A 16,596-nucleotide genomic window follows, 5' to 3' on the forward strand; every position below is an offset into this window, starting at 1 on the left:
TTAGACCTCCTCAACTGTTACGAGGTGGCGCACCACGTTGATCAGACCGCGGTTCTGTGCGTTGTCCTCACGAACAACGGTCTGACGGATGCCCTTGAGACCCAGCGTGCGCAGAGAATCCTTCTGGTTCTGCTTGGTCCCGATGATGCTCTTGATCTGAGTGACCTTGAGATCTGCCATTACTTCACACTCCCAGCAGCCTGTGCGCGAGCGCGAAGCATGCCGGCGGGTGCAACCTCTTCGAGGGTGAGGCCGCGGCGAGCCGCAACTTCCTCGGGACGCTGCAGACCCTTGAGCGCAGCAACGGTCGCATGCACGACGTTGATGGCGTTGTCGCTACCGAGCGACTTCGACAGGATGTCCGCGATACCAGCGCACTCCAGCACGGCGCGCACAGCGCCACCGGCGATAACACCGGTACCGGGGCTTGCCGGGCGAAGCATGACGATGCCGGCAGCAGCCTCACCCTGAACGGGGTGAGTGATGGTGTTGGCGATCATCGGGACGCGGAAGAAGCTCTTGCGAGCCTCCTCGACACCCTTCTGGATGGCCGCGGGAACTTCCTTGGCCTTTCCGTAGCCGACGCCGACCAGTCCGTTGCCGTCTCCGACGATCACCAGAGCGGTGAAGCTGAAGCGACGACCACCCTTGACGACCTTGGAAACGCGGTTGATCGTGACAACGCGCTCGATGAACTGTGACTTCTCCGCAGCGTTTCCGCCACGGCCACCGTCGCGACGGTCACGGCCGCCACCACGGTTGTCCCCACGAGCGTTGCTGTTGTCACCGCTGTTGGGGCCATTCTGTCCGGCGGGTCCGCTTCCGCCGTCACGCCTTTGACGTCCCGGCATCAGGCTGTCCTTCCGTTGAAAATGTTGGTCATCAGAACTTCAACCCGCCTTCGCGAGCCGCGTCTGCCAGGGCCGCGATGCGACCGTGGTAGCCGTGTCCGCCGTGGTCGAAGACAACTGCTTCCACGCCGGCAGCCTTGGCGCGCTCGGCGATCAGCTGACCGACCTTCGCGCTCGCAGCCTTCTTGTCGCCTTCTGCCACGCGCACGTCTGCTTCGATGGTCGACGCGGAGGCCAGGGTGTGGCCGGCCAGGTCGTCCACGAGCTGGACGTGGATGTGGCGCGAGGACCGGTTGACGACCAAGCGGGGACGCTCGGGCGTGCCGGAGACCTTCTTGCGGAGACGGAAGTGACGACGCGTCTTCGAGAGACGACGCTTGGTGGACGCATCCTTGCCCAGCGGAATCCGCTTGGCTTTCTGGTTTGCAGTCTGGCTCATATCACTTACCCGTCTTTCCGACCTTGCGGCGGATCTGCTCACCCTCGTAACGCACGCCCTTACCCTTGTACGGGTCCGGACGACGGAGACGACGGATGTTGGCCGAGATCTGCCCGACCTTCTGCTTGTCGATGCCGGACACCGAGAACCGGGTGGGCGACTCGACGACGAAGGTGATGCCTTCAGGAGCCTCGATCGGCACCGGGTGGCTGAAGCCGAGCGCGAACTCGAGGTCCTTGCCCTTCAGTGCCACACGGTAACCAACACCGTGGATCTCCATCTTCTTCGTGTAACCCTCGGTGACACCGGTGATGATGTTCGCAACCAGGGTCCGCGACAGACCGTGCAGCGCGCGGCTACGACGCTCGTCGTCGGGGCGCGTGACGCTCAGCGAGCCGTCCTCTGCCTTTTCGATTGCGATGGGCTCGGAGATGGTCAGCGCGAGGGTGCCCTTGGGACCCTTGACGGTGACATCCTGGCCGCTGATCGTGACGTCAACGCCCGCGGGGACGGTGACCGGAATCTTTCCAATACGCGACATTGTGGTGGCCTCCCTTACCAGACGTAGGCGAGGACTTCCCCGCCTACTCCTTGATTGGCCGCCTGGCGATCGGTGAGCAGACCGGACGACGTGGAGATGATGGCCACGCCGAGGCCTCCGAGGACCTTGGGCAGGTTGGTGGACTTCGCGTAAACCCGGAGACCGGGCTTGGAAACGCGACGCACGCCGGCGAGGCTACGCTCGCGGCTGGGACCGTACTTCAGATCGACGATGAGGGTCTTGCCGACCTCTGCGTCTTCGGTACGGAAATCGGAGATGTAGCCCTCGCGCTTGAGGATCTCGGCGATGTTCGCCTTGATCTTCGAGTGGGGAAGCTTCACCTCATCGTGGTACGCCGTGTTGGCGTTGCGCAGACGCGTCAAGAAGTCTGCGATGGGGTCAGTCATGGTCATAGGTCGACCTCGACACCTTTCTCGCTGTGGTTCCCATGCAACACCGGACGAATCCGATCGTGGGCCTCCAGCAATTCGGCTGGGCCGTCCGACTTGTGTCAGACGGCGTAAGTTACCGCACCGAGCTGAACGCATGCGTCAGCCACGGCAACCGCTCTAGTGTAGGGAACTTTGGCGCAGGTGTCCACCGGGATCCCATGTCGCCTCCCCCACTGCCGCCCGAAGGATGCGATCGGGAAGCTATCGACGCACCCCGAAATCTGAACTGCTCGTTCGGCACCGAAGAACGACACCGACGAACGATGATCGCTTTCAACCAGAGTCGCAGCGGGGCAGTTCTTTTCAGGATCGGCACGATTCACATCTCGATGAAAACCACGAATGGGCGTGGGTTCCAAAGGAACCCACGCCCATTCACATGCGTGGTGTGACGAAGCCCGAGGGCCTCAGATCACCAAGAGCTCTTGCGAACTCCGGGAAGCTCGCCGGCGTGAGCCATCTCGCGAACGCAGATACGGCACAAGCCGAACTTGCGGAACACCGAGTGCGGGCGACCGCACCGCTGGCAGCGGGTGTAGGCGCGAACCGCGAACTTGGGCTTCTTGTTGGCCTTGTTGACCAATGCCTTCTTAGCCATGCGCTCAGTTCTCCTTGAACGGGAAGCCGAGGTGCTTGAGCAGTGCACGGCCTTCTTCGTTGTTGGTTGCGGTGGTCACGACGGTGATGTCCATGCCGCGGGGGCGATCGATCTTGTCCACGTCGATCTCGTGGAACATCGACTGCTCGTTGAGGCCGAACGTGTAGTTGCCGTTGCCGTCGAACTGGTTGCCCGAGAGACCGCGGAAGTCGCGGATACGGGGCAGAGCGACAGACACGAGGCGGTCCAGGAACTCCCACATGCGGTCACCACGGAGGGTGACGCGTGCACCGATGGGCATACCTTCGCGGAGCTTGAACTGCGCGATGGACTTACGTGCCTTGCGGATCTCGGGCTTCTGGCCCGTGATCAGCGACAGGTCATGGACAGCGCCGTTGATCAGCTTGGCGTCACGGGCAGCGTCGCCGACGCCCATGTTGACGACAACCTTGACGACGCCGGGGATCTGCATGACGTTCGAGTAGTCGAACTCGCTGTTGAGCGCGTCCTTGATCTCAGCGCGGTAGCGTGCCTTGAGGCGCGGCTGGACCTTGTTTTCGGTGGAGGTCATGTCAGATGTCCTTCCCGTTCTTCCGGGAAATCCGAACGCGCTTGCCGGACTCTTCGTCGGTGCGGTAGCCCACGCGGGTGGGGTTTCCGTCCGAGTCGACGACTGCAACGTTGGAAACGTGGATCGGGGCTTCCTGCGTGACGATGCCGCCGGAGGATGCTCCGCGCTCGTTCGCGGAAACCGCGGTGTGCTTCTTGATTCGGTTCACGCCTTCGACGAGGACCTTGTCGGTCGCGGGGTAGGCCTGAATGACCTTGCCCTTCGCGCCCTTGTCCTTGCCGGCGATGACCAGAACGGTGTCACCCTTGTGCACCTTCATCACAGCACCTCCGGGGCAAGCGAAACGATCTTCATGAACTTCTTCTCGCGCAGCTCACGGCCGACGGGTCCGAAGATGCGGGTTCCACGGGGATCACTGTCAGCCTTGATGAGCACTGCAGCGTTCTCGTCGAACTTGATGTAGGAACCGTCCGGACGACGGCGCTCCTTGGTCGTGCGAACGATGACGGCCTTGACGACCTCACCCTTCTTGATGTTTCCACCGGGGATTGCGTCCTTGACGGTGGCGACGATGACGTCACCGATCCCGGCGTAGCGACGTGACGAACCGCCGAGAACGCGGATGCAAAGGATTTCCTTGGCACCCGTGTTATCAGCGACGCGAACTCGCGACTCCTGCTGAATCACTTGATCTCCCTAGACCTGGAATTTCGTGCGCAACGGATTACCGACCCGGTGCGCGCGGTCATTGTTGCCACCTGCGTCGTGTCTGAGCTGCAGTCCCACCGACTGACGTCGGGAGACGATCACTGCAAGCACCGTTCGAGCTGCGCACGTGAAGACACACCTCTGCCACAGGCAACCGTTCTATTGTAGGGAAGGGTTCACCGAATACCAAATCAGCCGTACTCGACGCAACTCGAACCCTTCGCCCGGAAAGCCCCGAAAGCCCCCGGAAAGCCGAATGGCCCACTCCCCCAAGGGGAAGCGGGCCATTCGGTGATACTCGATCAGCTCGAGGATTCGATCAGGCTTACTTGGCCTTTTCGAGGACCTCGACCAGACGCCAGTGCTTCGTCGCGGACAGCGGACGGGTTTCCATCAGCTGAACGCGGTCGCCGACGCCGGCAACGCCGTTCTCGTCGTGCGCCTTCACCTTGGTCGTACGGCGGATGATCTTGCCGTAGAGCTTGTGCTTGACGCGGTCTTCGAGCTCGACCACGATCGTCTTTTCCATCTTGTCGGACACGACGTATCCGACACGGACCTTACGGCTCGCGCGCTCTTCTGTGCTCACTGCTTTTTCCTCACTCATGCCGCGTCACCTGCATCCGGACCCACAGCGAGTCCGAGCTCACGCTCACGCAGGACGGTGTAGATGCGCGCGATCTCGTGACGAACGGTGCGCAGTCGTCGGTTGTTGTCCATCTGGCCGGTAGCCATCTGGAAACGAAGGTTGAAAAGCTCTTCCTTCGACTCACGGAGCCGGGTGACCAGCTCGTCTTCACTGAGCTCGCGGAGCTCTGCTGCTGGGGTTCCAGTAGCCATCAGAACTGCTCCTCTCTGGTCACGATCCGGCACTTGCACGGGAGCTTGTGCATCGCGCGGCGCAGGGCCTCACGAGCAATCTCCTCGTTGGGGTATGTCATCTCGAACAGAACGCGTCCGGGCTTGACGTTGGCAATCCACCACTCGGGCGAACCCTTACCGGAACCCATTCGGGTTTCGGCCGGCTTCTTCGTGAGGGGGCGATCCGGGAAGATGTTGATCCAGATCTTGCCGCCACGCTTGATGTGCCGAGTCATGGCGATACGAGCGGACTCGATCTGCCGGTTGGTGATGTAGGCAGGCTCGAGAGCCTGGATGCCGTAGTCACCGAAGGTCACCTGGGTACCGCCCTTGGCGGCACCCGAACGGCTCGGGTGGTGCTGCTTGCGGTGCTTGACCCGCCGTGGGATCAACATGCGTCAGCCCTCCTGATTCTGTTCAGTTGCGGGAGCATCGGCGGTTGCGGTCGCTGCGCGGCCGGCCTCGGTGCTGGTCGCAGTGGTACCGGTGGCACCGGAACGACGCGGACGGCTCGGACGCTCACGACGCGGGCGATCCCCGGCCGGTGCGGCCGTGTTGGCGGCGAGCTCACGCTTGCCACCGACGATGTCGCCCTTGTAGATCCAGACCTTGACGCCGATGCGACCGAAGGTGGTCTTGGCCTCGTAGAGGCCGTAGTCGATGTCCGCACGAAGCGTGTGCAGCGGCACACGGCCTTCGCGGTAGAACTCCGACCGGGACATCTCGGCGCCGCCGAGACGACCGGAGCACTGAACGCGGATTCCCTTGACGTTGGGCTGACGCATGGCCGACTGGATGGCCTTGCGCATTGCACGACGGAAGGCAACGCGGTTCGAGAGCTGCTCGGCCACACCCTGTGCGACGAGCTGTGCTTCAGCTTCTGCGTTCTTGACCTCGAGGATGTTCAGCTGAACCTGCTTGCCGGTCAGCTTCTCGAGCTCGGAGCGGATGCGATCGGCTTCGGCGCCGCGGCGGCCGATGACGATGCCCGGACGTGCAGTGTGGATGTCCACGCGAACACGGTCACGGGTGCGCTCGATTTCGACCTTCGCGATTCCTGCGCGCTCCATGCCGGTGGCGAGGAGCTTACGGATCGCGACGTCTTCCTTGACGTACTCCGCGTACTGCTTGTCTGCGTACCAGCGAGACTTCCAGTCGGTGGTGATGCCGAGACGGAAGCCGTGCGGGTTGATTTTCTGGCCCACTACTGAGCACTTCCCTTCCGGCGATTACGGGTCGATGTTCCGGTCTTCGGCAGGCTCTCCACGATCACGGTGATGTGACTGGTGCGCTTGCGAATACGGAACGCACGTCCCTGTGCACGCGGCTGGAACCGCTTGAGGGTCGCGCCCTCGTCCACGAACGCCGTAGCAACGACAAGCGTGCTGGGGTCGAGGTCGAGGTTGTTCTCGGCGTTGGCTGCTGCGGAGGCGATCACCTTGGCGACCGGCTCGCTCGCTGCCTGCGGCGCGAACTTCAGGATGTTCAGGGCGTCTTCAACCGAGCGCCCGCGGACCAGGTCCACAACTCGACGTGCCTTCATCGGCGTAACGCGAACGTGCTTCGCTACAGCCTTGGCAGTCGGGTTGGCGGTTTCGGTGTTGCTCATCGCCTCTTCGCCTTCCGATCATCCTTGATGTGACCCTTGAACGTGCGGGTCGGTGCAAACTCTCCGAGCTTGTGTCCGACCATGGAGTCGGAAACGAACACGGGGACGTGCTTGCGGCCGTCGTGAACTGCAAACGTGTGGCCGATGAAGTCCGGGATGATTGTCGAACGACGGGACCAGGTCTTGATGACCTGCTTGGTTCCCTTTTCGTTCTGTACATCCACCTTCGCGAGGAGGTGGTCATCGACGAACGGGCCCTTCTTAAGGCTGCGTGGCATCCTTCACTCCCTCCTAGCGCTTGTTCTTGCCGGTGCGGCGGCGACGGACGATCATCTTGTCGCTTGCCTTGTTCTTGCGGGTACGGCCTTCAGGCTTACCCCACGGGCTGACCGGGTGGCGTCCACCTGAGGTCTTGCCCTCGCCGCCACCGTGCGGGTGGTCGACCGGGTTCATCACGACACCACGAACGGTCGGGCGCTTGCCCTTCCAACGCATACGGCCGGCCTTGCCCCAGTTGATGTTCGACTGCTCGGCGTTGCCGACCTCGCCGACGGATGCGCGGCAGCGCACGTCGACGCGACGGATTTCACCGGAAGGCATACGCAGCGTGGCGTAGCTGCCTTCCTTACCGAGGAGCTGGATGCTGGCGCCTGCGGAACGAGCCATCTTGGCTCCGCCGCCGGGACGCAGTTCCACACCGTGGATGGTGGTACCAGTCGGGATGTTGCGCAGCGGCAGGTTGTTGCCCGGCTTGATGTCGGCGCCTGCACCGGACTCGACCGGTGAACCCTGCACCAGGCCCTTGGGGGCGATGATGTAGCGCTTCTCACCGTCTGCGTAATGCAGGAGTGCGATGTTCGCTGTGCGGTTGGGGTCGTACTCGATGTGAGCGACCTTTGCCGGGATGCCGTCCTTGTCGTTGCGACGGAAATCGATCAGTCGGTATGCACGCTTGTGTCCGCCACCCTTGTGACGGGTGGTGATACGACCGTGTGCGTTACGTCCACCGCGACCGTGCAGCGGGCGAACCAGCGACTTCTCGGGGGTCGACCGAGTGATCTCGGCGAAGTCCGAGACGCTCGAGCCACGACGGCCCGGTGTTGTCGGCTTGTACTTACGGATTGCCATGAGTCTTCTCGTCCTCTATGTCTCGTCAAGTCCCGGCGCTTACGCGACCGGTCCTCCGAAGATCTCGATGGGCTTGCTGTCAGCGGACAGGGTCACGAGCGCGCGCTTGGTGTCCTTGCGCTTGCCGTAACCGAATCGGGTCCGCTTACGCTTGCCCTGACGGTTGGCGGTGTTGACGCTGGTCACCTTGACGCCGAAGACCTTCTCGACGGCAATCTTGATCTGCGTCTTGTTCGAGTCCGGGTGCACCAGGAAGGTGTAGGTGCCTTCCTCGATCAGTCCGTAGGACTTCTCGGAGATGACCGGAGCGAGCAGGATGTCGCGGGGGTCAGCGATGGTGCTCACTTGGCGTCCTCCTTGTTCTGAGCGCTCTCTGCGGGCCCGTGGATGAACGCGTTGAGTGCCTCGACGCTGAACACGACATCGTCTGCATTGAGCACGTCGTAGGTGTTGAGCTGGTCGGGTGCAATGGGATGCACGCCTTCCAGGTTCTGCACGCTCTTCCAAGCGGCTACATCCTGGCGACCCACGACGAGCAGCAGCTTCTTGCGATCCGAAATCTCGCCGAGGAACGCGATTGCGCCCTTGGTCGAAGGCGTCTGCCCTGCAACCAGTTCGGTGATGACGTGGATGCGCTCGTTGCGTGCGCGGTCAGAGAGGGCTCCGCGAAGAGCGGCTGCCTTCATCTTCTTGGGGGTGCGCTGGCTGTAGTCACGCGGCTGCGGGCCGTGAACGGTTCCGCCGCCGACGAACTGCGGTGCGCGAGTCGAGCCCTGGCGTGCGCGGCCGGTGCCCTTCTGGCGGTACGGCTTCTTGCCACCGCCGCGGACGTCGCCGCGGGTCTTGGTGGAGTGGGTTCCCTGACGAGCAGCTGCGAGCTGCGCGACGACAACCTGATGGAGAAGCGCGATGTTGGCCGGAGCGTCGAAGATCTCAGCGGGGAGATCGACGGTGCCGTTGGTCTTGCCGCCGGCGACCTTGACGTCCAGGGTCAACTTGGTCTCGGTGCTGGTCATGCCCGTGCACCACCCTTCACTGCACTCTTGACGATCACGAGGCCGCCCTTGCGGCCGGGGATCGCACCCTTGATCAGCAGCAGGCCGTTCTCTGCATCCACCTTGTGGACCGAGAGGTTCTGCGTCGTGATGCGGTCGCTACCCATGCGTCCGGACATGCGCATGCCCTTGAACACGCGGCCGGGAGTTGCACAGCCACCGATGGAGCCCGGGCGGCGGTGAACAGCCTGGGTACCGTGCGACGCGCCCTGTCCCTTGAAGCCGTGACGCTTCATGGTTCCGGCGAAGCCCTTGCCCTTGCTGGTTCCGGTGACGTCGACGTATGCGCCGTCCTCGAAGACCTCGGCGGTGAGCTCCTGGCCGACCTCGTAGTCGGAGGTGTCCGCAACGCGGAGCTCCACTACGTGGCGACGCGGGGTCACACCAGCCTTGGTGAACTGGCCGGAAGTCGGCTTGTTCACCTTGCGCGGGTCGATGGCGCCGAACGCGAGCTGAACGGCGCTGTAGCCGTCACGCTCTTCGGTACGGATCTGGGTTACGACGTTCGGCCCAGCCTTCACGACGGTGACCGGGACAACCCGGTTGTTCTCGTCGAAGACCTGGGTCATGCCGAGCTTGGTGCCCAGGATTCCCTTGATCTTGGTATCAGTCATTGTTTTTGTCTCCGCCGTCACTGAATGTTCACGTCGACACTGGCCGGAAGGTCGATGCGCATGAGCGCGTCAACCGTCTTCGGCGTCGGGTCGAGAATGTCGATCAGCCGCTTGTGAGTACGCATCTCGAAGTGCTCGCGCGAGTCCTTGTACTTGTGCGGCGAGCGGATGACGCAATATACGTTCTTCTCGGTCGGCAACGGCACAGGTCCAACGACGCGGGCACCCGTACGGGTTACCGTCTCGACGATCTTGCGCGCTGACGCGTCGATCGCCTCGTGGTCGTAGGCCTTGAGCCTGATGCGGATCTTTTGTCCCGCCACGCTTAGTGTCCTTTTCTTGCCGCGTTTCGTAGCCCGCCTGGTCAGGCTCGAGCTACCTCGTCTGCACAGTCCTTGCCTGGACGATGACACGACGAACACTGAAGCGATCGGGACCAAGTCCAAGTTCTCGGGAGTACCGAGATTCGGATCGAGATCAGGATCTGCTGCCGCTGTTCGTTTGTCATTGTTCTCCGGTACACGCGGTCGGGCGTGTCGCCTTCTCACTCATCCTGCGCCGGACAATCTTTCGATTATCTGGCGCGTGATGCGTACCGGACGTGTTCGATGTCGAACACAAAGTAGGTACTGCTTCCGTCCTGCATTACTTCTCGTCTTGCATGGTCACAGTCGTTGACCCGATTACCCTGACGGGATCTGCGATCGATCGTCTGTGACGTCTTACCCTTACCCGATCACGGCCGCAATCGACCGCGTCCCGGACAAGGCAACCCGACCAGTATGCCGTACCTGGCCCAAATCCTCAACTCCCCCGAACTGCCTTTTCCGAGTGAGCTGCGCGACAACAAACTTACTCAGAAGTAAGATAGGCCTATGACTACCTCCAGCCCTACCTATCGCGGATGGCAGAAATTGCCGGACAATGCCCTCGGACATGCAGTTTTCTCGGCGGCGATGTCCATTCGCGTGCCCTATTTCGCCTCTGTTCTCCCCCGGGTGACCAAGTTGGAACCAGGGCTCTGCGAGGTCCGCTCCCCCAAATGGTGGGGCGTCCACAATCATCTCGGCACTTTCCACGCGATCGCTGCATGCAATCTCGCGGAGGTCGCAATGGGCATGCTGAGCGAAGCGACGGTTCCGAACTCGCACCGCTGGATCCCCAAGTCAATGAAGGTCGACTACCTCGCCAAGGCCGAGACCGGCCTGCGGGCGGTCGCCCGACTCGAGACTTTGCCGGACTTCGCGGCGATCGAGAGTGGCACGGAACTTCTCGTTCCCATCTCGATCTTCGACCGGGGCGGCAAGGAAGTAGTCCACGCCGAAATCACCACCTGGGTCTCCCCCAAGTAGGCACTCACGAACCCGCCTGCATCGCAACCTGATTCGCCCGCCAAACAGGTTTCGCGGAATTAGGCACCACCGCAGGTTTCGGCGAATGACGATCGTGGAACACCTCCCCGAACGGCGATGGTCGGTCGGGGTGCCGGTGTCCGGAGGTGGGTTGCGTTCCGGGCACCACATTGTCGACCTCGCGTCACGCCGAGCACCGGGAGGCCTCGTGGAAGAGTTCTTGACCACAACGAGTTCCGAAGCAGGCACGCAGACCTCGTCGTATCCGGACGAGGCCGAGGGATTGGACAGCTTCCGGCGCGACCTCGACGCCATCGACGCTCTACTTCTCGAGACGGTGCGGCAGCGGCTGGAACTCTGCCTGCGCATCGGCGAGTGGAAGCGCTCCCGCGAGGTTCCGATGATGCAACCCGGCCGCGTCCGCCTCGTGCAGGAGCGGGCGCGTGAATTCGCCCGTAGACACGACCTCTCCCCCGACTTCTTCAACGCCCTGTACGAGCTGATGATTGCCGAGACCTGTCGACTCGAAGACCTGGTGATCAACGCACCTGTTGAGGAGGAGGACACTGTTCGGGAATCCGTCGGACCGAGATCAGGATCATCGACATGAGTTCCCGCACCCTTCTGGTGGACAATTACGACTCGTTCACCTACAACCTGTTCACCCTGTTGACCGAGGTCAACGGGGTTGTGCCGACCGTGGTCCGCAACGACGCGGATTGGGATTCCCTCGATCTCGCGTCGTACGACAACGTGGTCATCTCCCCAGGTCCCGGCCGGCCGGATCGCGACCGTGATTTCGGAATCAGCCGCCGTTTCATCGAAGAAGCGCCTCTCCCACTTCTCGGTGTCTGTCTCGGCCACCAGGGCCTGTGCGAGTTGTTCGGCGCGGACGTGGTGGTTGCGCCCGTCCCGATGCACGGCCGGATTTCGCTGATCGATCACGACGGTTCGGGCATCTTTGCCGGACTTCCGTCGCCGTTCCGAGCTGTTCGCTACCACTCGTTGACCGTCGAGAATCTGCCGAACGCCTTCGTTCGTACCGCGTGGACGTCCGACGGTCTGCTCATGGGTGTCCGGCACCGGACCAAGCCGATGTGGGGAGTTCAGTTCCATCCGGAGTCCATCAGCACCGAGTTCGGCATAGATTTGCTCGCGAACTTCCGCGATCTGTCCGTCGGACGCACTCTGGATTCGGTGATCCGACCCGAACCTGTTCCGCAAACACCCGACCTGCGGCCGGCGATCAACTACGACGTCGACGACGTGACTCTCGATTTTGCAGTGGACCCGTCGGCGGCCTATGCAGCACTGTTCGCCGACGGCCCGAACGCGTTCTGGCTGGACCGCGCGGCAACCGCAGAGCCGAGTGCGCGCTTTTCGATTCTCGGCGATTCGTCGGGGCCACTGGCCGAGTTCATCACGTACGACGTGCAAGCCGAGGTACTGACTGTCAGCCGAAAAGGCTTGTCCGACGAGCACATTCGAGTTCCTTTCTTCGATTACTTGGACGCACAACTCTCGACACGCTTCGTGCCCTCGCATCCGGAACTCGACTTCAACCTCGGCTACGTGGGCTACCTCGGCTACGAACTGAAAGCACAGACCGGAGGAAGGGCAGTCCATCCGGCACCCACTCCTGATGCCGCTCTGGTGTTTGCCGATCGCGCCGTCGTCATCGATCACACCGCGGGCCGCACTCACGTTTTGAGGTTGCGCGAGAAAGTCCGGGACGCCGGCTATGACGATTGGCTCGAATCGACCGTCGACACCCTGGCGCGGATCGGCGCGGACCTTCCGGAACGCACCCCCGTTCCGCTGATCAGCGACACCGTCTGGACGCAGGCTCGCCTTCGGCATGATCGCGATCAGTACCTGTCGTTGATCGGAACGGCCCTCTCGGAGATCCGGGCAGGTGAGTCCTACGAGGTGTGTCTGACCAACATGGCGAGCGTCGACGAGACGATCGATGCACAGCAGGCGTTCGAGTATCTGCGCTCGATCAATCCGACGCCGTACAGCGCACTTCTCGACTTCACCGGTATCTCGGTGGTCTCGGCCTCGCCTGAGCGGTTCCTTCGTGTCGACTCGGCCGGCAACGTCGAGTCCAAGCCGATCAAAGGGACCCGCCCGCGCGGCGTCACCCGAGCGCGTGATGCTGCCCTACGGCAGGACCTGCTCGACAGCGAGAAGGACCGCGCCGAGAACCTGATGATCGTGGACCTCACCCGCAACGACCTCACCAAGGTCTGCGTTCCGGGAAGTGTCCACGTTCCGAGGCTGTTCGCGATCGAGTCGTACTCGTCCGTTCACCAAATGGTGTCGACGGTGCGCGGACACCTGAGTCCGGGGTCGTCGGCGGTGGACTGTGTGCGTGCCGCGTTCCCCGGTGGATCGATGACCGGCGCCCCGAAGGTACGGACGATGGAGATCATCGACCGCCTCGAATCAGGCCCACGTGGGGTCTACTCGGGATCGATCGGGTACTTCGCGCTCGGTGGCGCCGCGGACCTCTCGATCGTGATCCGGTCGCTGGTCTGCACCGAGAGCGGCGTGACCTTCGGAATCGGCGGTGCCATCACAGCGTTGTCCGATCCGGAAGAAGAATTCGACGAGACCACGGTCAAGGCGTCGACGCTGCTCCGTGCGCTCGATGCGGTGTCCTCACGGGTCCTCGAGTACGGCGGGTAGATCCAGCCATGACGGCGTCATCAGGCACAGCGACGGTTGTCGGCGGGCTGGGTGCCGTCGGATCCATGTTCGTCGAACTGCTTCGCGCCGGGGGGTCGACCGTCACCGTCGTCGACCCAGCAGGCAGCGATCCCGACGGAGATGTAGTCGTCGGAGACATCACGAAACCCAGTGAGCAAGTCCTCGCGCACGTGGAGTCCTCGCGCATCATCGTGCTCGCGGTTCCCGAACAGGTCGCTCTAGCCGCACTACCGAGCCTTCGGACATCCGGCGCTCTCGTTGTGGACACGCTGTCGGTCAAATCGCGGATGGACGCAGCAATCGCCGACGCCGGCCGAGAAGGGGAATTCCTCGGACTCAACCCCATGTTCCGTCCGTCGCTCGGGCCACGCGGTCGGGCCGTCATCGCAGTGCCGTACGTCGGCGGTCCGCAGTCCGACAGATTCCTCGACATCGTGCGCTCGTGGGGAGCGTCGGTCGCGGTGATGGACGCCGATCGTCACGACCGGTTGGCTGCGGCCACCCAGGTTCTGACACACGCGTCGGTGCTGGCTTTCGGCGTTGCCCTGGCCGAACTCGGAGTTTCCGCGGACGAACTCCTCGCGGTCGCCCCTCCCCCGCATCGGGCCTTGCTCGCGCTCCTGGCGCGTGTAGCCGGCGGCGAACCGGAGGTGTACTGGGACGTACAAGCGGGCAATCCGTACGCAGGTGCGACACGAAAAGCACTGTTCGATGCCACCGCACAGGTGGACAGGGCGGCCGAGACCCTCGGCGACTTCACGACGCTGATGAAAACCGCCGACGCAGCGCTCGACAATCGCTCAGGCGAATTGAACGCGGAGTGCCAGAGCTTGTTCGATCGCATTTCCGAAGGGCACGGAGAGATCGCCGAAGGGCACAGAGAGTAGGGCACGATGAGACCTGGAGTGAGTCCGCCCAGCCTCCCGGAGTACGACGCCTCCGATCCGGTCGAGAGTGCAATCGTCCGCCGCCTTGCGAGCAATTGGGCGCGCCGGGCAACCGTGAAGAAGGCGGAACCGGAACTGGACGATCTCTTCGATTCGTCGCTGTCCGACTACCCCGAAGCACTTCTCCCGTTCGCGGAGCATCCGACCTACCTGGCATTGAGCCCCGAGCAGAAGCAACGCCTGCAAGCCTGGGCATGGATCGCGTTCAACAAGAACGTCATGGACATCGAGAAGTACGTCGTCAATCCCGGCTTCGACGTTCTCGCCGAAGACCGACTCGGCGTCGGTCTCGGAGATTGGGCTGCAGTGGCGGTCAATCAGGCGATGGTCGACGAGCAATATCACACGCTCATGCACTTCAATGCCAGTTCAGCGACCCGTCGAGGCAGGGGCTGGGGGCTGCCGGCGAAGGCACTGCCAGACGTCCTGACGGTCCGCACGCGGGCGCAAGCTCTCGACGCAGCCGAGGGGCCTCGCAAGATTGCCCTGACACAGTTGGCGTTCATGACCGTCGCCGAGGTGTCGATCACCGCATACCTCGACCTGATCTCGGACGACCCGGGCGTGCAGTCGATCAACCGCGCGACCATTCGGTTGCACGCTCGCGACGAGTACTGCCATGCCTCGATTGCCGGGGAACTGGCGGTACTGGTCTGGGATTCCTTGAATCGTGGAGATCGCAGCTATCTACTGGAAGGCTTCGAGGGCGCCATGCGCGCTTTCAGCGGGACCGACTTCGGCGCGTGGCGAGCAATCATGGAGATCGAAGCCGTAACCGGCGGACAGAAGATGCTCGACGACATCGAATCGGGACGGCGCAACAACCTGTTCGTCCAGGACTTCAGCGGTATCGAGAGGTTGTACAAGACCTTGAATCTGGACAGGATGTAGCCGACTCTCACGAATCCACGGGCATAGTGCGGGCTCCGGAACCTGACAGCAGTTTCCGCCATGACAACCGATCGGTTTGCCGGTCGTACATTCGGTACGCCGGCCACAACAGAGCATGCAGAATTGACGTCTTGAGAATCATCAAACGAAGTCGTGTAGTCATAGCCTGGTGATACTCGAGCGTTGTCACCGAAGCCTTGTTGTATGACAGAAACTCGATGGGTCCAGTCTCTCCCCTACGACCGGAGATTTCGCTGCGCATGTCCAGGTCAGTGCCGAACTGCATCCCTGCCTTCATCAGGCACAGCGACAGATCCACGTCTTCGTGAATGTCGGTGCGATCACTGACCTTGTCGCGGATCGAGCGCCACGACGTCGCCCGAATCGCCATATTCGAACCAGTCAGTGCGTGCGCCGGTTTGATTCCGTGGAAATCGCCACGGGCCTCGGCTTTGTTCACCGCTGCTCGTTGAAGACCCGAAAACGGTGACTCGTAAAACAACGAGAAACCGGTAACGGCATCAAGATCATGAGAAGCGAAGGAACTTCGAACCGCTCGCGCCCACCCTGGTGCGACACGCGAATCCGCATCGACCCTGCCGATGAATTCACCCACTGCGATGTCGAACCCGGCATTACGTGCATGAACAACGCCCTGACGCGGTTCTACAAGATATCGAATTCGAGAATCCCGCTGCTCGAAAGAACGCGCGATTTCAGGGGTGCGATCGGTGGAATTGTTGTCGACAACTATTATCTCGAGGATCTCGTCCCCTTGACAAGCGAGGGACTCCAAACACCCGGCGATGTAGTCCTCCTCGTTGTACACGGGAACCACCACTGACAACGTGCCGATATCCATGAGCAGTAGGTTACCTCGCCAGAGGGAGTCGACTTGATGATCGAGTCAGGGGTGCCCGTCGATCGAGTACGAACTCGTAGTATTCGACGAGCATTCAGGACGCGCGAACACGGTTCACACCTGTCGGCGACCCGAAATCAGGCCCGGTATCGGACACTGTGCGATATCGCACATTCCCGTCGGTCGGCCTGACCGCGGCTTATCGCCAAGCTGCACATTTGCATCGATCCCCACCGCGCGAAGGCCGGAACGAGGTTGTCCCTCCGGTAACATCCACTGTGCATCCGGAGATAGACGTACAAGGTTCCCGCAACCACTGGGGTCCTTACCAGTGACTCCGGCTCGGGCTACGGCTTGCTCGAGAAAGGACAGTGCCGAGAGGCCCTGTCCAAGCACAGCTCGGCC

The 16,596-nt window shown here is 62.2% G+C and carries 26 protein-coding genes; 5 read left to right on the plus strand and 21 right to left on the minus strand.

Features of this window, described 5'->3' with window-relative positions; translation table 11 throughout:
* From rpmD to rpsJ, 20 genes are all read right to left on the minus strand, one after another.
* Nucleotides 1–180: a 50S ribosomal protein L30 gene (rpmD, locus tag M1L53_RS17035; protein WP_003940751.1), complete on the minus strand. Its 180-nt coding sequence runs from the start codon at nucleotides 178–180 to the stop codon at nucleotides 1–3.
* Complete coding sequence (gene rpsE, locus M1L53_RS17040; protein ID WP_003940718.1) at nucleotides 180–851, minus strand: 30S ribosomal protein S5; 672 nt, start codon at nucleotides 849–851, stop codon at nucleotides 180–182. Before rpsE ends, rpmD begins: the two co-directional genes overlap by 1 nt.
* Before the next feature lie 31 nt (nucleotides 852–882).
* On the minus strand, nucleotides 883–1,290 hold the full coding sequence (gene rplR / locus M1L53_RS17045) for a 50S ribosomal protein L18 (protein WP_003940996.1): 408 nt from the start codon (nucleotides 1,288–1,290) through the stop codon (nucleotides 883–885).
* 1 nt (nucleotide 1,291) lies between these two features.
* Nucleotides 1,292–1,831 carry a 50S ribosomal protein L6 gene (gene rplF, locus M1L53_RS17050; RefSeq protein WP_003940970.1) on the minus strand — a complete coding sequence of 180 codons (540 nt, stop codon included), beginning with the start codon at nucleotides 1,829–1,831 and terminating at the stop codon, nucleotides 1,292–1,294.
* 14 nt (nucleotides 1,832–1,845) lie between these two features.
* A complete protein-coding gene (gene rpsH, locus M1L53_RS17055; protein WP_003940873.1) occupies nucleotides 1,846–2,244 on the minus strand; it encodes a 30S ribosomal protein S8 in 399 nt (132 codons plus the stop codon).
* Nucleotides 2,245–2,695: 451 nt separating this feature from the next.
* On the minus strand, nucleotides 2,696–2,881 hold the full coding sequence (locus M1L53_RS17060) for a type Z 30S ribosomal protein S14 (RefSeq protein ID WP_003940698.1): 186 nt from the start codon (nucleotides 2,879–2,881) through the stop codon (nucleotides 2,696–2,698).
* A gap of 4 nt (nucleotides 2,882–2,885) precedes the next feature.
* Nucleotides 2,886–3,452 (minus strand): 50S ribosomal protein L5, encoded by a 567-nt coding sequence (rplE, locus tag M1L53_RS17065; RefSeq protein WP_003940924.1) that lies wholly within the window; start codon nucleotides 3,450–3,452, stop codon nucleotides 2,886–2,888.
* 1 nt (nucleotide 3,453) lies between these two features.
* The gene (rplX, locus tag M1L53_RS17070) at nucleotides 3,454–3,771 is read right to left on the minus strand and encodes a 50S ribosomal protein L24 (protein WP_003941019.1); all 318 of its coding nucleotides are present in this window, start codon (nucleotides 3,769–3,771) and stop codon (nucleotides 3,454–3,456) included.
* Complete coding sequence (rplN, locus tag M1L53_RS17075; protein ID WP_003940951.1) at nucleotides 3,771–4,139, minus strand: 50S ribosomal protein L14; 369 nt, start codon at nucleotides 4,137–4,139, stop codon at nucleotides 3,771–3,773. Before rplN ends, rplX begins: the two co-directional genes overlap by 1 nt.
* A gap of 346 nt (nucleotides 4,140–4,485) precedes the next feature.
* Nucleotides 4,486–4,767, minus strand: coding sequence for a 30S ribosomal protein S17 (gene rpsQ, locus M1L53_RS17080; protein WP_003941020.1), 282 nt, complete (start codon nucleotides 4,765–4,767; stop codon nucleotides 4,486–4,488).
* The gene (gene rpmC / locus M1L53_RS17085; RefSeq protein WP_003940734.1) at nucleotides 4,764–5,000 is read right to left on the minus strand and encodes a 50S ribosomal protein L29; all 237 of its coding nucleotides are present in this window, start codon (nucleotides 4,998–5,000) and stop codon (nucleotides 4,764–4,766) included. Before rpmC ends, rpsQ begins: the two co-directional genes overlap by 4 nt.
* Complete coding sequence (rplP, locus tag M1L53_RS17090) at nucleotides 5,000–5,416, minus strand: 50S ribosomal protein L16 (protein ID WP_003940899.1); 417 nt, start codon at nucleotides 5,414–5,416, stop codon at nucleotides 5,000–5,002. Before rplP ends, rpmC begins: the two co-directional genes overlap by 1 nt.
* A gap of 3 nt (nucleotides 5,417–5,419) precedes the next feature.
* Nucleotides 5,420–6,226, minus strand: coding sequence for a 30S ribosomal protein S3 (rpsC, locus tag M1L53_RS17095; protein ID WP_003941003.1), 807 nt, complete (start codon nucleotides 6,224–6,226; stop codon nucleotides 5,420–5,422).
* Nucleotides 6,226–6,630 carry a 50S ribosomal protein L22 gene (rplV, locus tag M1L53_RS17100; RefSeq protein ID WP_003940717.1) on the minus strand — a complete coding sequence of 135 codons (405 nt, stop codon included), beginning with the start codon at nucleotides 6,628–6,630 and terminating at the stop codon, nucleotides 6,226–6,228. The genes rpsC and rplV overlap by 1 nt, the downstream gene beginning before the upstream one ends.
* On the minus strand, nucleotides 6,627–6,908 hold the full coding sequence (gene rpsS, locus M1L53_RS17105) for a 30S ribosomal protein S19 (RefSeq protein WP_003940820.1): 282 nt from the start codon (nucleotides 6,906–6,908) through the stop codon (nucleotides 6,627–6,629). The genes rplV and rpsS overlap by 4 nt, the downstream gene beginning before the upstream one ends.
* A gap of 13 nt (nucleotides 6,909–6,921) precedes the next feature.
* On the minus strand, nucleotides 6,922–7,758 hold the full coding sequence (rplB, locus tag M1L53_RS17110; protein ID WP_003940895.1) for a 50S ribosomal protein L2: 837 nt from the start codon (nucleotides 7,756–7,758) through the stop codon (nucleotides 6,922–6,924).
* Nucleotides 7,759–7,797: 39 nt separating this feature from the next.
* The gene (rplW, locus tag M1L53_RS17115) at nucleotides 7,798–8,103 is read right to left on the minus strand and encodes a 50S ribosomal protein L23 (protein ID WP_003940990.1); all 306 of its coding nucleotides are present in this window, start codon (nucleotides 8,101–8,103) and stop codon (nucleotides 7,798–7,800) included.
* The gene (gene rplD / locus M1L53_RS17120; RefSeq protein WP_003940723.1) at nucleotides 8,100–8,774 is read right to left on the minus strand and encodes a 50S ribosomal protein L4; all 675 of its coding nucleotides are present in this window, start codon (nucleotides 8,772–8,774) and stop codon (nucleotides 8,100–8,102) included. Before rplD ends, rplW begins: the two co-directional genes overlap by 4 nt.
* The gene (gene rplC, locus M1L53_RS17125; RefSeq protein WP_003940826.1) at nucleotides 8,771–9,427 is read right to left on the minus strand and encodes a 50S ribosomal protein L3; all 657 of its coding nucleotides are present in this window, start codon (nucleotides 9,425–9,427) and stop codon (nucleotides 8,771–8,773) included. The genes rplD and rplC overlap by 4 nt, the downstream gene beginning before the upstream one ends.
* Before the next feature lie 17 nt (nucleotides 9,428–9,444).
* Nucleotides 9,445–9,750: a 30S ribosomal protein S10 gene (rpsJ, locus tag M1L53_RS17130; RefSeq protein WP_003938093.1), complete on the minus strand. Its 306-nt coding sequence runs from the start codon at nucleotides 9,748–9,750 to the stop codon at nucleotides 9,445–9,447.
* Nucleotides 9,751–10,302: 552 nt separating this feature from the next.
* Between rpsJ and M1L53_RS17135 the strand changes: the two genes are divergently transcribed.
* The 5 genes from M1L53_RS17135 to M1L53_RS17155 all read left to right on the plus strand — a co-directional run bounded on the left by M1L53_RS17135 (nucleotide 10,303) and on the right by M1L53_RS17155 (nucleotide 15,329).
* Nucleotides 10,303–10,779, plus strand: coding sequence for a hotdog fold domain-containing protein (locus tag M1L53_RS17135; RefSeq protein WP_003940943.1), 477 nt, complete (start codon nucleotides 10,303–10,305; stop codon nucleotides 10,777–10,779).
* A gap of 85 nt (nucleotides 10,780–10,864) precedes the next feature.
* Nucleotides 10,865–11,389, plus strand: coding sequence for a chorismate mutase family protein (locus M1L53_RS17140; RefSeq protein WP_019747551.1), 525 nt, complete (start codon nucleotides 10,865–10,867; stop codon nucleotides 11,387–11,389).
* Nucleotides 11,386–13,470, plus strand: a complete 2,085-nt coding sequence (gene pabB / locus M1L53_RS17145; RefSeq protein ID WP_007728560.1) for an aminodeoxychorismate synthase component I — start codon at nucleotides 11,386–11,388, stop codon at nucleotides 13,468–13,470. The genes M1L53_RS17140 and pabB overlap by 4 nt, the downstream gene beginning before the upstream one ends.
* Before the next feature lie 8 nt (nucleotides 13,471–13,478).
* Nucleotides 13,479–14,378 carry a prephenate dehydrogenase dimerization domain-containing protein gene (locus tag M1L53_RS17150; RefSeq protein ID WP_054188116.1) on the plus strand — a complete coding sequence of 300 codons (900 nt, stop codon included), beginning with the start codon at nucleotides 13,479–13,481 and terminating at the stop codon, nucleotides 14,376–14,378.
* Nucleotides 14,379–14,384: 6 nt separating this feature from the next.
* The gene (locus M1L53_RS17155; protein ID WP_054188115.1) at nucleotides 14,385–15,329 is read left to right on the plus strand and encodes a diiron oxygenase; all 945 of its coding nucleotides are present in this window, start codon (nucleotides 14,385–14,387) and stop codon (nucleotides 15,327–15,329) included.
* Between the two features lie 7 nt (nucleotides 15,330–15,336).
* Here M1L53_RS17155 and M1L53_RS17160 read toward each other — a convergent pair whose 3' ends face one another.
* On the minus strand, nucleotides 15,337–16,191 hold the full coding sequence (locus tag M1L53_RS17160; protein ID WP_054188114.1) for a glycosyltransferase family 2 protein: 855 nt from the start codon (nucleotides 16,189–16,191) through the stop codon (nucleotides 15,337–15,339).
* Between the last annotated feature and the right edge of the window lie 405 nt (nucleotides 16,192–16,596).

Origin of the sequence: Rhodococcus sp. T9N, from assembly GCF_024436645.1 — a bacterium.
GTDB classification, from domain to species: Bacteria; Actinomycetota; Actinomycetes; order Mycobacteriales; family Mycobacteriaceae; genus Rhodococcus_F; species Rhodococcus_F qingshengii.

Bases quoted from the DNA above. Each gene is read 5' to 3' on its own strand.
- rpmD (WP_003940751.1), bottom strand. From the start codon at position 180: ATGGCAGATCTCAAGGTCACTCAGATCAAGAGCATCATCGGGACCAAG.
- rpsE (WP_003940718.1), bottom strand. From the start codon at position 851: ATGCCGGGACGTCAAAGGCGTGACGGCGGAAGCGGACCCGCCGGACAG.
- rplR (WP_003940996.1), bottom strand. From the start codon at position 1,290: ATGAGCCAGACTGCAAACCAGAAAGCCAAGCGGATTCCGCTGGGCAAG.
- rplF (WP_003940970.1), bottom strand. From the start codon at position 1,831: ATGTCGCGTATTGGAAAGATTCCGGTCACCGTCCCCGCGGGCGTTGAC.
- rpsH (WP_003940873.1), bottom strand. From the start codon at position 2,244: ATGACCATGACTGACCCCATCGCAGACTTCTTGACGCGTCTGCGCAAC.
- M1L53_RS17060 (WP_003940698.1), bottom strand. From the start codon at position 2,881: ATGGCTAAGAAGGCATTGGTCAACAAGGCCAACAAGAAGCCCAAGTTC.
- rplE (WP_003940924.1), bottom strand. From the start codon at position 3,452: ATGACCTCCACCGAAAACAAGGTCCAGCCGCGCCTCAAGGCACGCTAC.
- rplX (WP_003941019.1), bottom strand. From the start codon at position 3,771: ATGAAGGTGCACAAGGGTGACACCGTTCTGGTCATCGCCGGCAAGGAC.
- rpsQ (WP_003941020.1), bottom strand. From the start codon at position 4,767: ATGAGTGAGGAAAAAGCAGTGAGCACAGAAGAGCGCGCGAGCCGTAAG.
- rpmC (WP_003940734.1), bottom strand. From the start codon at position 5,000: ATGGCTACTGGAACCCCAGCAGCAGAGCTCCGCGAGCTCAGTGAAGAC.
- rplP (WP_003940899.1), bottom strand. From the start codon at position 5,416: ATGTTGATCCCACGGCGGGTCAAGCACCGCAAGCAGCACCACCCGAGC.
- rplV (WP_003940717.1), bottom strand. From the start codon at position 6,630: ATGAGCAACACCGAAACCGCCAACCCGACTGCCAAGGCTGTAGCGAAG.
- rpsS (WP_003940820.1), bottom strand. From the start codon at position 6,908: ATGCCACGCAGCCTTAAGAAGGGCCCGTTCGTCGATGACCACCTCCTC.
- rplB (WP_003940895.1), bottom strand. From the start codon at position 7,758: ATGGCAATCCGTAAGTACAAGCCGACAACACCGGGCCGTCGTGGCTCG.
- rplD (WP_003940723.1), bottom strand. From the start codon at position 8,774: ATGACCAGCACCGAGACCAAGTTGACCCTGGACGTCAAGGTCGCCGGC.
- rplC (WP_003940826.1), bottom strand. From the start codon at position 9,427: ATGACTGATACCAAGATCAAGGGAATCCTGGGCACCAAGCTCGGCATG.
- M1L53_RS17135 (WP_003940943.1), top strand. From the start codon at position 10,303: ATGACTACCTCCAGCCCTACCTATCGCGGATGGCAGAAATTGCCGGAC.
- M1L53_RS17140 (WP_019747551.1), top strand. From the start codon at position 10,865: ATGACGATCGTGGAACACCTCCCCGAACGGCGATGGTCGGTCGGGGTG.
- pabB (WP_007728560.1), top strand. From the start codon at position 11,386: ATGAGTTCCCGCACCCTTCTGGTGGACAATTACGACTCGTTCACCTAC.
- M1L53_RS17150 (WP_054188116.1), top strand. From the start codon at position 13,479: ATGACGGCGTCATCAGGCACAGCGACGGTTGTCGGCGGGCTGGGTGCC.
- M1L53_RS17155 (WP_054188115.1), top strand. From the start codon at position 14,385: ATGAGACCTGGAGTGAGTCCGCCCAGCCTCCCGGAGTACGACGCCTCC.
- M1L53_RS17160 (WP_054188114.1), bottom strand. From the start codon at position 16,191: ATGGATATCGGCACGTTGTCAGTGGTGGTTCCCGTGTACAACGAGGAG.